Origin of the sequence: Mycobacterium marinum (assembly GCF_003391395.1) — a bacterium.
In the GTDB taxonomy this organism is placed as follows: domain Bacteria; phylum Actinomycetota; class Actinomycetes; order Mycobacteriales; family Mycobacteriaceae; genus Mycobacterium; species Mycobacterium marinum.
In genome coordinates, this window is the sequence record NZ_CP024190.1 from 4,854,833 (window position 1) to 4,867,764 (window position 12,932).

The window sequence follows — 12,932 nt, forward strand, 5'->3', positions numbered from 1 at the left end:
CTATTTCTTCTTCTGCGGCGCGGGCTTCTTGACCTTCACCGATTCTTTGCCCAGCTCTCCCTCATCCATGGCCTCGACATGCTCGTCGGGGACCACGGATTCACCACTGGACGACGCGAAGCCCTTCTTGAAGTGGTTGATCACTTTCGTCAGTGCTTCCTCAGTTTCCTCGGTGAGCTTCTGCGTGTCACGGATGGTGCTCAGCAGTGTCTCTTCGGAGGCCCGAATGTGGTCCAGCAGTTCGGTTTCGAAACGCCGGACGTCCTCGACGGGCACCGAGTCCAGGTGACCGCCGGTGCCCAGGAAGATGGAAACGACCTGCTCTTCGACGGGCATCGGCTGGTACTGCGGCTGCTTGAGCAGCTCTACCAGCCGGGCACCGCGGTCCAGCTGTGCCTTCGACGTGGCGTCAAGGTCGGAGGCGAAAGCGGCAAAGGCTTCCAGCTCGCGGTACTGCGACAGGTCCAGACGGAGGCTTCCCGCCACCTCTTTCATTGCCTTGATCTGTGCCGCACCACCGACTCGGGACACCGAGACGCCGACGTTGATGGCCGGGCGAACGCCCTGGTTGAACAGATCGGTCTCGAGGAAGCACTGCCCGTCCGTAATCGAAATGACGTTGGTCGGGATGTAGGCCGAGATGTCGTTGGCCTTGGTCTCGATGATCGGAAGACCGGTCAACGAGCCGCCACCGAGTTCGTCGGACAGCTTTGCGCAGCGCTCCAGGAGCCGCGAGTGCAGATAGAACACGTCGCCCGGATATGCCTCACGGCCAGGCGGACGGCGCAGCAGCAGCGAGATCGCCCGGTATGCCTCGGCCTGCTTAGTCAGATCGTCGAAGACGATCAGGACGTGCTTACCGGCGTACATCCAGTGCTGAGCGACGGCCGAACCAGTGTAAGGGGCAAGCCATTTGAAGCCGGCGGAGTCCGACGCGGGGGCCGCGACGATGGTCGTGTAGTCCATCGCGCCGCCCTCTTCCAGGGCGCGCCGCACCGAAGCGATCGTGGTGCCCTTCTGCCCGATGGCCACGTATACGCAGCGCACCTGCTTCTTGGGATCACCGGTCTCCCAGTTCTGGCGCTGGTTGAGGATGGTGTCGACGCAGACCGCGGTCTTGCCGGTCTTGCGGTCGCCGATGATCAGCTGACGCTGACCGCGGCCGATCGGGGTCATGGCGTCGATCGCCTTGATGCCGGTCTGCAGCGGTTCCTTGACGCTTTGACGCTGAACCACCGACGGTGCTTGCAACTCGAGGGCCCGCCGCGTCTCGGCCTCGATGTCTCCCCGGCCATCGATCGGCTGTCCGAGCGGGTTGACCACCCGCCCCAAGAAGGCGTCGCCGACGGGAACCGACAACACCTCGCCGGTGCGCTTGACCTGCTGGCCTTCTTCGATCTTCTCGAAGTTACCCAGGATCACCGCGCCAACACTGTGTTCGTCGAGGTTGAGGGCCACGCCGAGCACACCGCCGGGGAACTCGAGCAGCTCCTGCGTCATCACGGACGGTAAACCTTCGACGTGCGCGATACCGTCCCCGGCGTCGACAACGGTGCCGACTTCCTCGCGGGAGGTATCCGCGGTGAAGGAGCCTACGTACTCTTCGACCGCGCTCTGAATGTCATTAGCGGAGATTGTCAACTCGGCCATGGCTGCTGTCTTCCTACTTTTGGGTTGTGCTGGCTGGTTCGTGTTCAGTCGGGCTTCGTCATCAATCAGGCAACTGAGCCTCGGCAGCGGTCAAACGCGACGAGAGCGTTCCGTCGATCACTTCGTCACCCACGGCAATCGACAGACCCCCCAACAACGTGGGATCCGTTTGGAGCTGCACGGTCACGGGGTGACCGTAGATGCGACTCAGCACCTCAGTAACGCGGGTGCGCTGCGAATCGCTGAGCTCGGCGGCCGCGCTGACTTGTGCGACAACTTCCCCGCGGCGGGCCACGGCCACCTCGGCCAACAGCAGCACGGCGTCCTCGGCCGGCTGACCTCGCAGGAGTTCGACCGTCTGGGACAGCAATGCGACTGCAATCGGACTGATGTCGCCCGCGCTGTCGAGGACTTTGCGCAGCAATCCAACTCGGCCCTCGGCCGGAACCACATAGTCGCCGAGCAAGATGGAGAGGCGCGGTTGCGCGTCCAAGATGCGGGAGAACCGGAACAGCTGGTCCTCGACCTCGTCGACCTGTCCGTCACGCTCGGCGACTTCCAGAAGGGCCTGCCGAGACACGTGCTCGATGGCGTCGATCAGATCGGAGCTTGCCGACCACCGCTCCGTGACGGCGGCTCGCAGTACATCCAGCGCGGGATTGCCGACCTGGCCGGATATCAGCCGCTCCAACAGCCGAATCCTGGGTGCTGCGTCTTCGGCGGGCACCGTGAGGTAGCGGGTGACGGTGACTTCGCGTTGTAGCAGTTGGGCTACCGACACGAGGTCGCTGGCCAGAGCGGAAAGTGCCGCATTGTCCAGGCCCTTGGCCAAACCGGCGCCCTTGTCGACCAAGCTGCCCAGCGCCCGCCGGCTGGCCGACCGCATCTTGGCCGCCACCGGACGCTCGACTTCTGCCGCTGCCGGCGCCATCGCGTCGAGCTCGTCGAGGAAGCGGTCGACCGTGGCCGCCTGCTGCGCCGGGTCGGCAACGTAATTGCGCACCAATTCGCTTGCCTGGCGGACTGATTCGTGGCCCAGCTCCAAGCGCAGCTGACGGGTCAGCTGAGTTCGGAGCAGCTCGACCTGACGAGAACCTTGGACCTTGATCCGTTCGGCTTCGACACCCGCCTGGGTCTGCATCTGCGCCGTGATGCGCTTGGCATCTTCCTTGGCCTCTTCGACGACCTGCTCAGCCTCCGCCTTGGCGGCCTCCACCGCTTTACTGTGCGCGGTGGTCGACTCCGTGAGCCGCTCGGCGGCGGTAGCCGCGTCTGCCAGTTGCTGCCGAACCGTGTCCTGGCGGGCTGCCATCATGCGCCGCACGGGCGGCACGACGTAACGCCACACCAGAAAAACGATGGCCGCGAAACCAACTAGCTGTCCGATGAATGTCGACATGGTTTGCTACCCCGTCGCAGCTGGAGTAGTCACGTCGACACCGACGATCCGGCTGGCCAGCGTCGCCGACATTGTTCCCACGTTGGCACGCAAATCCAGTTCCACAGCGTCCCTCTCGCGCTTCAGTTGCTCGTTGGCCTGCTGCAATGTCGATGCCACTTCCTGTTCAGCGTGGGCACGCGCATCCTCGACGACCTTACGACCCTCGGCCCGGGCGTTGTCCCGATAGGACGACGCCTGTACCCGGGCTTCGGCCATGGCTGCCTCGTAGTCCGCCTGGGCGGCCGTGAACTGCTCGGCCGATTTCTTGTTGTCGGCCAGCGTCTTGGCAACCATGGCGTCGCGTTCACGCAACACCTTCAGGATCGGCGGTACGACAAATGTGCCGATGACCGCAAGCACCACCAAGAAGATGGCCAGCACGAAGAAAAACGTCCCGTTGGGAACGAGGAAGTTGTTTGTGCCGCCTTCCTCTGCTGCCTGGCCCGCAGCCAGGACAATAGAGTTCACGTCATCCATTACTACCCATCACAACCATTTCAACGGTTACAGCTGCCGAATTACTTAACGGGCGTGGCGAAGACGAACAGCGCCATGAACGCCAGGTTGATAAAGTAGGCGGCCTCAACCAGACCGACGGTGATGAAGAACGGCGTGAACAGCCGTCCCTGCGCCTCGGGTTGGCGGGCAACGCCGGAGATCAGAGCGTTACCGGCGATACCGTCACCGATACCGGCGCCGATCGCGCCACCAGCCATGATGAGTCCACCGCCGATGAGGGCGCCGGCAGCGATAGTGGGGTCCATTACTTTATCCTCCTTGATAACTCTGGTAGCGGTTTACCAGGTTCCGGTACTGGTATGGGGTCGGGATTTTCTAGGCAGTTTCTCGCAGTATTAGTGGTGGTCCTCTTCTAGCTCCATTGCTTGGCTGAAGTACAAGATCGTCAACAGCGCGAAAATGAAGGCCTGGATCGCGCCGACGAACAAGTCAAAGGACTTCCAGATTGCATTCGGTGCCCACATGATGTAGGGCGGGAAGAGCGCGATGAGCGCGACCAAAATTCCGCCGGCAAAGATATTGCCGAAAAGACGCAGCGACAGCGAGATCGGCTTGGCGATTTCTTCGACGAGGTTGATCGGCGCCAGGATTGCCACGTGCCCCTTGAGCAGCTTGATGGGGTGGCCGACGATGCCGCGACGCCAGAAGCCGGCCGCGTGGTAGCAGACGAAGACGAACAGCGCCAGCGCCAGCACGTAGTTGATGTCTGCGGCCGCGGGCTTGAGCAACTCGGTGGTCTGCCCGTGTTCGTCGGTGTACTGCACCGGGAGGACTGACAGCCAGTTCGAGATCAAGATGAAGACGAAGATGGTTACCGCGAGCGGCAGCACAAAGGGCGCGATCCGCATCCCGATTGCGCTTTCGACCTGGCCGCGCATCTGGATGGTGATCGCTTCGAAGAACAGCTGCACCCCACCGGGCACCGCGGTCGAGGTGACCTTGGAGCGCAGGTAGAACGCCAACGCGAGCACAATGAGCGCGGCGATCGCCGTCGACAGCACCGTGTCGGTGTTGACGGTCATGCCCAGCCAGGTCGCGGTGTGGTGCTCGCCGACCTCAATCTGGGCAGCCAGGATCGACTCAGTCATCGCTGGCGGTACTCCCTTCCGATCCCTTGAAAACGCCACTGTCCGAGCCGACGGGCTGGTTCTCCGCATCGTCGGCCGCAAAGTCCCCGGTACGTAGCTTCTTCCAGACCGGCAGTGCCGTGGATGCCACCAGCAGCAGCTGGAAGAGCGCCAACCCGAACACCACGCCAAGTCCGGCCGGCCGGAAAATATACGCGATGATCAGCGCCATGATGGTAATGACCGCGACCCGAGCGGCCGAGTTGAGTGCCATCGACCTTTTCAGCGGGTGGTCCCGGCCGGTGATCGACTCCACCGATCGCCGGACCAACAGGGCGTTGAGCAAACCGAGCAGCAGCCCAATGCCGAGAAACACTCCGACCATCAGGTGACCGACGAGTCCGGCGACCACAGTGGCAACCGCGGTGAGTCCAAGGCTGATCACCAATAGACGAACCGGACGGAAAGCAACAGAGGGAAACACCAACGGCGCGTCCTGCGCTGGTGTTGTCACTGCAGCACCTCAATCCCCGGTTAGTGGAGCGGAAACCGCCCGATCGACTGATCGGTGGCCCGCCGAGCGTATCGCAACGGTTGGGCTGGTTTCACCCAAGGGGTAGCTCCCTGTGTCGGTCGTTAACTGGCGCGGTCAGATAGGCATCCGCCGGGCCGGGGGGCCGGCAACCCACGAGGTTTATTTCGGGGCTCTACCAGGACCGTACCACAAGGTAGATGCCACTACTACCGCCTGTCGTAGACGTGCCCTAGTCCGGGTCGTAGTAGTCGTCGCGACGACGCAGCAACGGGATCGCTGTCACAACCCCGGCGACTACCAGTGCGCCGAGCATCACCGCCGCGGTGTGGCGAGGGTCCACGAAGATCGTGCTGGCCGCCCCGAAGGCGACGATGCCCACCCATAGGTAGATGAGCAGCACGACCCGGCGATGCGAATGGCCGATCTGCAGCAAGCGGTGGTGAAGATGCATCTTGTCGGGGCTGAATGCGCTTCGTCCGGCGCGGGTGCGGCGCACGATTGCCAGTAACAGGTCCAGCATCGGCACGAACATCACCGCCACCACCAGCAAGAACGGCGATAGCAGGGCAAACACGTCCCGGGCCCCGTAGGCGTTCTGGGAGATGGGCCCCGCGGCGGTGGTGGAGGCCGCGGCCAGCATCAACCCGACCAGCATCGAACCGGAATCGCCCATGAAGATCTTGGCTCGGTGGAAATTGTGCGGCAAGAACCCGAGACAGGCCCCTGCGAGCACCACCGAGATCACCGCTGGCGGATAGAACAGTACGTCGCCGCCATGGTCACGAAGCAACCCCACCGAGAAGGTGCAGATCGCCAAGGCCGTGATGAGGCCCAGCCCAGCCGCCAGCCCATCGAGTCCGTCGACGAAGTTCATGGCGTTGACGATGGACACGGTCAACGCGAGGGTGAGCAAAATGGACGAGGCTTGGTCCAAGACGATGGTCCCGACACCACCCAGCGGGATGTAGAGCACGCTCCAGGCGACGCCCATGGTGACCAGCACGCTAGCTGCGGTGATCTGACCGGCAAACTTCGTCAGGGCATCCAGACCCCACCTGTCATCGATCAGACCGATACCCATGATCACCGCACCCGCGACGAGCACCGCGGGCATGCCGGTCGAATAGACGAACCCGCGGGTGAGGGCGGGAAGTTGGGAGGCGAGAAAGACCGCGGCGAGCACCCCGAGGAACATCGCCAGCCCACCCATGCGAGGGGTGGGTGTCACGTGGACGTCGCGTTCGCGCGGGTAGGCGACCGCGCCCAGGCGAGTCGCCAAGACGCGAACCGGCCCGGTCGCGAAATACGTGATGATCGCTGCGGTTAACCCGACGAGCGCAAGCTCACGCAGCGGGACACCGGCGCTGCGAACCGAAAGGGCGAGCAAGCCGTCGGCAACGCTGGACACCACGAGACCCTACTTCACCAACCTGAGAACCCGAATAGCCGCGCCCGGCCGCAGCGCCCAGCGGCAGCCACCACGACGGTGCTATGCGGTCAGCGTTGTCGCGTCCACTCCGAGCACGTCAGCGATCCGCTCGGCGCTGACCGGTCCCGGACGCAGGATGCGCGGGGCCCCGGTGAGGTCGACGATCGTCGAGGCGGCCTGCTGCGCCGCGGGACCACCATCCAGGTAGACGTCGACCAGATCGCCGAACTGATTACGTGCATCCGCGACGTCGACCGCCGGCGGCTGCCCCGAGACGTTGGCGCTGGAAACCGCCATGGGGCCCACCTGGCGCAACAACTCGATGGCCACCGGGTGCAACGGCATGCGCAGCATCACGGTGCCGTGCGCGTTGCCGAGGTCCCACTGCAGGGACGGCGCTTGCACCACAACCAGGCTCAAGGCGCCCGGCCAGAATGCACGGATCAGTTCACGCGCTCCAGCGGGCATCGAGAAAACCAGCCCCTCGATGGTGTGCCAGGAGCCCACCAGCACGCCCACCGGCATATCGCGCCCGCGCCCCTTGGCTGACAGCAGCGCGTTCACCGCGGCACTGTCGAATGCGTCGGCACCGATCCCATAGACGGTGTCCGTCGGCATTACGACCAGCCGACCGGCTTTGAGCGCCCCTGCCGCAGAAGCGATCCCGTTGGAACGCTGGTCGGGGTCGGCGCAGTCGAACACCTCACTCATGGGCGCTGGCCCTCCTTCGCATTCGCTTCGCCCCGCATCCTCACCGCAGCTGTCACCGAACCAGCCTCTTGACGGCGGTCACGAACCTTGGCCGTCCGGCCAGATCTTGCCGAGCCACGATGTCCTCGAAAACGCCTGCGCTTTCGATACATTCAACGGTCTGCCGCGCGGTGGTGTCGTCGTGTTCGACGGCGAACCGCCCGCCGGGACGCAACCAACGGCCGGCCAGCCGTACGACGTGGGGTATCACCGCCATCCCGTTCGGCCCTCCAAACAGCGCACGATGCGGATCATGCTGTGCTACTTCAGGTTCCAGAACAGCGCCGTCGGGAATGTATGGCGGGTTGGCCACCACGAGGTCGACCTGTCCATCGAGTTCGGGCATCAGCCCCGGAGTGGTGACATCGGCTCGCACCAGTTCCACCTTGGTGCCCACGGAATTGCGGTGTGCGTACTCGAGCGCAGCGGCCGAATCGTCGACGCCAAGAATCCGCGCCGCGGGCCAACGGTTGGCCAACGCGACTGCCAACGCGCCGGATCCGGTACACAGGTCAACAATGACGGGGTCTTCGGAAAGCTGTTGTGCACCAGCCCATTCCAACACTGCCTCGGTCTCTGGGCGCGGCACGAAGACACCCGGACCGACCTGCAACTCCACCGGCCCAAACTGCACCGTGCCGATGAGATGCTGCAACGGCACCCTGCGTGATCGGGCGGTCACCATGTCTTGGTACTGACCGAGAGCATCGGTATCAAGCGGATCGCCAGGCAGGTACAGCAGACCGCGGTCGGTGCCGGTCAGGTGAGCGGCCAACCATTCGGCATCACCACGTGCAGAGTCGATCCCGGCTTCGGCAAGAAGCGCCGCAGCGGAGTCGATCGCGTGGCGCAGCGAGGTCATGACTGCTGCAGCCGGGCCTGTTTGTCAGCGGCAGCCAGTGCGTCGAATAGAGCGTCCAGATCGCCATCGAGGACCTGGTCGAGGTTGTGGGACTTGTAGCCGATTCGGTGATCGGTGATCCGGTTCTCGGGGAAGTTGTAGGTGCGGATGCGTTCGCTACGGTCCACGGTTCGTATCTGGCTGGCCCGATCCGCCGAGGCGTCAGCCATCGCCTGCTCTTCGGCGATCGCCTGCAGACGAGCCCCGAGCACCTGCATGGCACGGATCTTGTTCTGCAGCTGCGAGCGTTCGTTTTGGCAGGTGACCACGATCCCGGTGGGCAGGTGGGTAATCCGCACCGCGGAGTCGGTGGTGTTGACCCCCTGGCCGCCCTTGCCCGACGACCGGTAGACGTCGATGCGCAGGTCCGACTCGTCGATCTGCACCTCGCCGACTTCCTCGGGCTCGGGGTAGACAAGTACGCCGGCCGCCGAGGTATGCACGCGACCTTGAGATTCGGTTACCGGGACCCGCTGCACCCGGTGCACCCCGCCCTCGAACTTCATCCGCGACCACACGCCGTCGGCCGTGTCGCCCTTGCTTGCGATGGCCAGCGTCGCGTCCTTGTAGCCGCCCAGATCCGAGGTGGTCTCCCCGAGCACCGTCACGGTCCAGCCGTGGCGTTCGGCATAGCGGATATACATTCTGGCCAGGTCGGCAGCGAATAGCGCCGATTCTTCGCCACCCTCGCCAGACTTGACTTCGAGCACGATGTCGTCGGCGTCATGCGGGTCGCGCGGCGCCAACATGTCGGTGAGCTGCGAGTCCAGTTCGGCGACCCGGGCCTCCAGTTCGGCGGCTTCGGCGGCAAACGACTCGTCGGTGGCCGCCAATTCGTGCGCGGTCTCCAGATCTTCGCGCGCGGCTACCAGCTTGCGGTAGGTGGCCACGATCGGTGCCAAGCGGGCAAACCGACGTCCGGCTTTGCGCGCCTCGTCGGGCCTGCTGTGCAGTTCTGGATCCGCCAACGCGCGCTCAAGGTCTGCGTGTTCGGCGAGCAGGACGTCAATCGTCTGCACCGGCGCTGCCATCTCACACCTCCTGCCAGCTCTTACCGCAAACACGAACCGACGCCCGGCCTGTGCTGCTCATGCACAGTTCGGGCGTCGGTAATCCAGCTACTTGTCGGCCGCCGCCTGGTCCTTGTCGGCTCCGGCCTTGCGCTTGCCGTAGCGACGCTCGAAGCGGGCAACCCGACCACCGCTGTCGAGGATCTTCTGCTTGCCGGTGTAGAACGGATGGCACTGCGAGCAAACCTCGGCCACGATACGGCCGCCCTGCTTGGTGCTCCGCGTCTGGAACGTGTTTCCGCACCCGCAGACCACAGTGGTCTCCTCGTAGGTGGGATGAATGTCAGATTTCATGCTGTCCTCTTCGATCGTCAGCCGCTCGTGGCCTCCGGTGCTCCCCGATGTTCAAGCGGCGGTCAGGCTTGACTCAAGAACCTGAGGCGGTTCTGGGTGGTCGAGCCTCGATTATGCCAGGTCAACCACCATCACCCCAAACACCGAGATCTGCGCGCGCATTCCCTGGCACCCGCAGCCGGTGTATTGCTCTAGTCGTTGTCCATATTTCCTGGTGTGGTCTTGGAGACCTGCACGAGGAACTCGTAGTTGTTCTTGGTCTTCCGCAGCTGCGACATCAGCAGGTCGATGGCCTGGTGGGAATCCAGGCCGGACAGCACGCGACGCAGCTTGTGGACGATGGCGAACTCGTCAGGTGAGAGCAGCAGCTCATCTTTACGGGTACCCGACGGGTTTACGTCGACCGCGGGGAAGACGCGCCGTTCGGCGATCTTGCGGTCCAGCTTGAGCTCGGCGTTGCCGGTGCCCTTGAACTCTTCGAAGATGACGGTGTCACCGGTGGAGCCAGTCTCGACCATCGCGGTCGCGATGATGGTCAGCGAGCCGCCTTCTTCGATGTTGCGTGCCGCGCCCAGGAATCGCTTGGGCGGGTACAGCGCGGTGGAGTCGACACCACCGGACAGGATCCGGCCCGATGCCGGTGACGCGTTGTTGTAGGCACGCCCCAACCGGGTGATGGAGTCCAGCAGCACCACGACGTCTTTGCCCTGCTCCACGAGGCGCTTGGCACGCTCGATGGCCAGCTCCGCGACCGACGTGTGGTCGGATGGCGGTCGGTCGAACGTTGAGGCGATGACCTCACCCTTGACCGAACGCGTCATGTCGGTGACCTCCTCGGGCCGCTCGTCGACGAGCACGACCATGAGGTGGCATTCCGGATTGTTCTTGGTAATGGCGTTGGCGATGTCCTGCAGGATCGTCGTCTTACCGGCCTTGGGGGGCGAGACGATCAGCGCGCGCTGGCCCTTGCCAATCGGCATGATCAGATCGATGACCCGTGTGGTCAGCCGCTCTGGGGTGGTTTCCAAGCGAAGACGCTGGTTGGGGTAGAGCGGCGTCAGCTTGCCGAATTCGGGCCGCTTCTTGGCGTCTTCGACCGATCCCCCGTTGACGCTGTCCAACCGCACCAGCGGGTTGAATTTCTGCCGCTGGTTGGGCTGCTCGCCTTCGCGCGGAACCCGAACGGCGCCGGTGACCGCGTCGCCGCGGCGCAGGCCGTTCTTGCGCACCATGTTCATCGACACGTAGACGTCGTGCGGGCCGGCAAGGTAGCCGGAGGTACGCACAAAGGCGTAGTTGTCGAGCACGTCAAGAATGCCGGCGACCGGCTGGACGACGTCATCCTCACGCAACTCGGAGTCGGAACCGTCACCCGAGCGCTCCCCACGACGCCGGCGGTCGCGGAATCGGCGTCCTCGCCGGCCCTGCCGCCCTTCGCCATCGTCTTCGCCGCGCGATTGCTGGCCACCCGAGCCCTGCTGGCCGGTGCCTTGGTCACCGCCCGACTCCGCTGCTCCCCCGTCAGTCTTGGCGTCTTCTGGATTCTTTTCCGGCGCCTTCTGATTGTTGTCGGCATCGCCGCCGGCGGCCCGTTTCCCTCGTCTATCTGTGCTTTCGCCAGCCGAGTCGGCGCCGTCACGTGACGACGTTCCCGAGTCACGCGAGGATCTGCGCCGCTCGCGGCGCACCGTGGCGTCAGATGAGGCGTTTTGCTCCTGTTGAGGAGCGTCTTTGGTGGCCTCGTCGACCGCCGGGGCCTCGGGACTCGCCGAGGACTTCTGTTCGCCGGAATCCGAGGTCGGCTCGGCGGCCGCGGGCGTGCCGTTGGCGCGGTCCCGAAATTCTTGGATCGCGGCGATCAGCTCGTTCTTACGCATGCCCGACGTCCCCTTGACACCAACTTGGTTGGCCAGCGCACGCAGTTCGGGCAGCACCATGGTGGCCAGCGCGCCGGTCGGCGCAGCAGTATTGAGGTCGGAACTGTCTTTTGTCACGGAATCCGACTTCTTATCAGCGTCGGTGCTTTCGCCAGCCGTGATGAGGTCCGTATCAGTCACGGAATTCCTTTCTTTCCCCCGCTTGATTACGTCATACGAGGGTTCGTTGCATTCAGCCAAATTGCCGAGTGCGCCCAATCATCGACTCCCCAACGGTGGTCGCCAGGATCTGCGGCGAATACGGCGAACCTCGTCCCCGAGAAGAATTGGTGGTGCCCTAGCTGCAAGGCAGTATGTGTGCAGAAGCAGATGCTGCGATTGCTGGACGGCTCCGAGGATAGCCCGCTTCCTGGCCGGAAGCAAGCAAACCCCCCGCAAGTTGTCAATCAGTCGCCGAATGCCACTCCGGGCTTCCACCGGACCCTGTCACCCGCGGTCATCGCGGTAATTGTGAATCCATTTGCGGCACCGTACTCGACCGCTTCCGGGGGCAAGTCCGGGTCGGTGCTCAACGCAATCAGCGCCGGTCCAGCCCCGGAAAGAGTCGCTGCCACTTTATGACGCCGCAACAGCTGCAAATATTCCGCCGAGGCCGGCATTGCCGAGGCACGCTGGGGCTGATGGAGGACGTCTTCGGTGGCCGCCATCAACAAATCGGGCCGTTGGGTGAGGGCAACCACGAGCAATGCGGCGCGGCTGATGTTGAATCGCGCATCGTCATGGCTGACCAGGTCAGGCAGCAGCACCCGAGTCTCCGCGGTCGAGGAGCGCACCTCGGGAATCGCCGAGAACAAGTGAATATCGGGGTGAAGATCTAGCTGCACGGCCGAGTAGTCGGCACGGTCACCGCAACGCTCAATCCAAGAAACCACCGCACCGCCGAGCACAGCGGCCGCGGCGTTGTCGGGGTGGCCTTCAAATTCCGAAGACAGCTGGATCAGCTGCTGGTCGCTCAATGGCACCCAACCAGCTTGTGAGACAAGGCCGTTGACGGCGGCGAGGCCACCAACTACCGCCGACGCGGACGATCCGAGACCACGGGAATGCGGAATATCATTGCGGCAGCGCACAATTAGGCCAGCCGCGGTAACACCCACGGCTCGCAGCCCGTGCTGGATGGCGCGCACAACCAAGTGTTCAGAGTTGAGCGGAACCTGGCCGGCCCCCTCGCCTTCGACCACCACTTCCAACCCGGAATCGGTTGTCTCAAGCACGATTTCGTCGTAGAGACTCAATGCGAGGCCGAGACTGTCGAACCCCGGGCCGAGGTTGGCACTTGATGCCGCTACGACGGCACTCGCCACCAGACCCGAGGGCAATACCTGTGTCACCGACAGGC

General features: G+C 63.9%; 13 protein-coding genes. All 13 read right to left on the reverse strand.

The window, feature by feature from the left end; translation table 11 throughout:
* Positions 1-1,650 (reverse strand): F0F1 ATP synthase subunit alpha, encoded by a 1,650-nt coding sequence (gene atpA / locus CCUG20998_RS20270; RefSeq protein WP_020730044.1) that lies wholly within the window; start codon positions 1,648-1,650, stop codon positions 1-3.
* A gap of 61 nt (positions 1,651-1,711) precedes the next feature.
* Complete coding sequence (locus CCUG20998_RS20275) at positions 1,712-3,049, reverse strand: F0F1 ATP synthase subunit B/delta (protein WP_020730043.1); 1,338 nt, start codon at positions 3,047-3,049, stop codon at positions 1,712-1,714.
* Between the two features lie 6 nt (positions 3,050-3,055).
* Complete coding sequence (locus CCUG20998_RS20280; RefSeq protein ID WP_020730042.1) at positions 3,056-3,568, reverse strand: F0F1 ATP synthase subunit B; 513 nt, start codon at positions 3,566-3,568, stop codon at positions 3,056-3,058.
* A gap of 41 nt (positions 3,569-3,609) precedes the next feature.
* On the reverse strand, positions 3,610-3,855 hold the full coding sequence (locus tag CCUG20998_RS20285) for a F0F1 ATP synthase subunit C (RefSeq protein ID WP_011741629.1): 246 nt from the start codon (positions 3,853-3,855) through the stop codon (positions 3,610-3,612).
* A gap of 90 nt (positions 3,856-3,945) precedes the next feature.
* A complete protein-coding gene (gene atpB / locus CCUG20998_RS20290) occupies positions 3,946-4,698 on the reverse strand; it encodes a F0F1 ATP synthase subunit A (RefSeq protein WP_020730041.1) in 753 nt (250 codons plus the stop codon).
* Positions 4,691-5,191: an ATP synthase subunit I gene (locus CCUG20998_RS20295; protein ID WP_036456208.1), complete on the reverse strand. Its 501-nt coding sequence runs from the start codon at positions 5,189-5,191 to the stop codon at positions 4,691-4,693. Before CCUG20998_RS20295 ends, atpB begins: the two co-directional genes overlap by 8 nt.
* A 250-nt stretch (positions 5,192-5,441) precedes the next feature.
* Positions 5,442-6,623: a UDP-N-acetylglucosamine--decaprenyl-phosphate N-acetylglucosaminephosphotransferase gene (rfe, locus tag CCUG20998_RS20300; protein ID WP_011741632.1), complete on the reverse strand. Its 1,182-nt coding sequence runs from the start codon at positions 6,621-6,623 to the stop codon at positions 5,442-5,444.
* Positions 6,624-6,701: 78 nt separating this feature from the next.
* The gene (locus CCUG20998_RS20305) at positions 6,702-7,352 is read right to left on the reverse strand and encodes an L-threonylcarbamoyladenylate synthase (RefSeq protein ID WP_011741633.1); all 651 of its coding nucleotides are present in this window, start codon (positions 7,350-7,352) and stop codon (positions 6,702-6,704) included.
* 52 nt (positions 7,353-7,404) lie between these two features.
* A complete protein-coding gene (gene prmC / locus CCUG20998_RS20310) occupies positions 7,405-8,253 on the reverse strand; it encodes a peptide chain release factor N(5)-glutamine methyltransferase (RefSeq protein WP_020730039.1) in 849 nt (282 codons plus the stop codon).
* Positions 8,250-9,323, reverse strand: a complete 1,074-nt coding sequence (gene prfA, locus CCUG20998_RS20315; protein WP_020730038.1) for a peptide chain release factor 1 — start codon at positions 9,321-9,323, stop codon at positions 8,250-8,252. Before prfA ends, prmC begins: the two co-directional genes overlap by 4 nt.
* 87 nt (positions 9,324-9,410) lie before the next feature.
* Entirely contained in the window at positions 9,411-9,656 is a 246-nt protein-coding gene (gene rpmE / locus CCUG20998_RS20320; protein ID WP_011741636.1) for a 50S ribosomal protein L31, read from the reverse strand.
* A 191-nt stretch (positions 9,657-9,847) separates the two neighbouring features.
* A complete protein-coding gene (gene rho, locus CCUG20998_RS20325; RefSeq protein ID WP_020730037.1) occupies positions 9,848-11,713 on the reverse strand; it encodes a transcription termination factor Rho in 1,866 nt (621 codons plus the stop codon).
* Between the two features lie 266 nt (positions 11,714-11,979).
* Complete coding sequence (thrB, locus tag CCUG20998_RS20335) at positions 11,980-12,924, reverse strand: homoserine kinase (protein WP_020730036.1); 945 nt, start codon at positions 12,922-12,924, stop codon at positions 11,980-11,982.
* Between the last annotated feature and the right edge of the window lie 8 nt (positions 12,925-12,932).

What these genes read in the sequence shown, in the direction of transcription:
- prmC (WP_020730039.1), bottom strand. Translation starts at nt 8,253, where the DNA reads ATGACCTCGCTGCGCCACGCGATCGACTCCGCTGCGGCGCTTCTTGCC.
- atpA (WP_020730044.1), bottom strand. Translation starts at nt 1,650, where the DNA reads ATGGCCGAGTTGACAATCTCCGCTAATGACATTCAGAGCGCGGTCGAA.
- CCUG20998_RS20285 (WP_011741629.1), bottom strand. Translation starts at nt 3,855, where the DNA reads ATGGACCCCACTATCGCTGCCGGCGCCCTCATCGGCGGTGGACTCATC.
- prfA (WP_020730038.1), bottom strand. Translation starts at nt 9,323, where the DNA reads ATGGCAGCGCCGGTGCAGACGATTGACGTCCTGCTCGCCGAACACGCA.
- CCUG20998_RS20280 (WP_020730042.1), bottom strand. Translation starts at nt 3,568, where the DNA reads ATGGATGACGTGAACTCTATTGTCCTGGCTGCGGGCCAGGCAGCAGAG.
- CCUG20998_RS20275 (WP_020730043.1), bottom strand. Translation starts at nt 3,049, where the DNA reads ATGTCGACATTCATCGGACAGCTAGTTGGTTTCGCGGCCATCGTTTTT.
- atpB (WP_020730041.1), bottom strand. Translation starts at nt 4,698, where the DNA reads ATGACTGAGTCGATCCTGGCTGCCCAGATTGAGGTCGGCGAGCACCAC.
- rpmE (WP_011741636.1), bottom strand. Translation starts at nt 9,656, where the DNA reads ATGAAATCTGACATTCATCCCACCTACGAGGAGACCACTGTGGTCTGC.
- CCUG20998_RS20305 (WP_011741633.1), bottom strand. Translation starts at nt 7,352, where the DNA reads ATGAGTGAGGTGTTCGACTGCGCCGACCCCGACCAGCGTTCCAACGGG.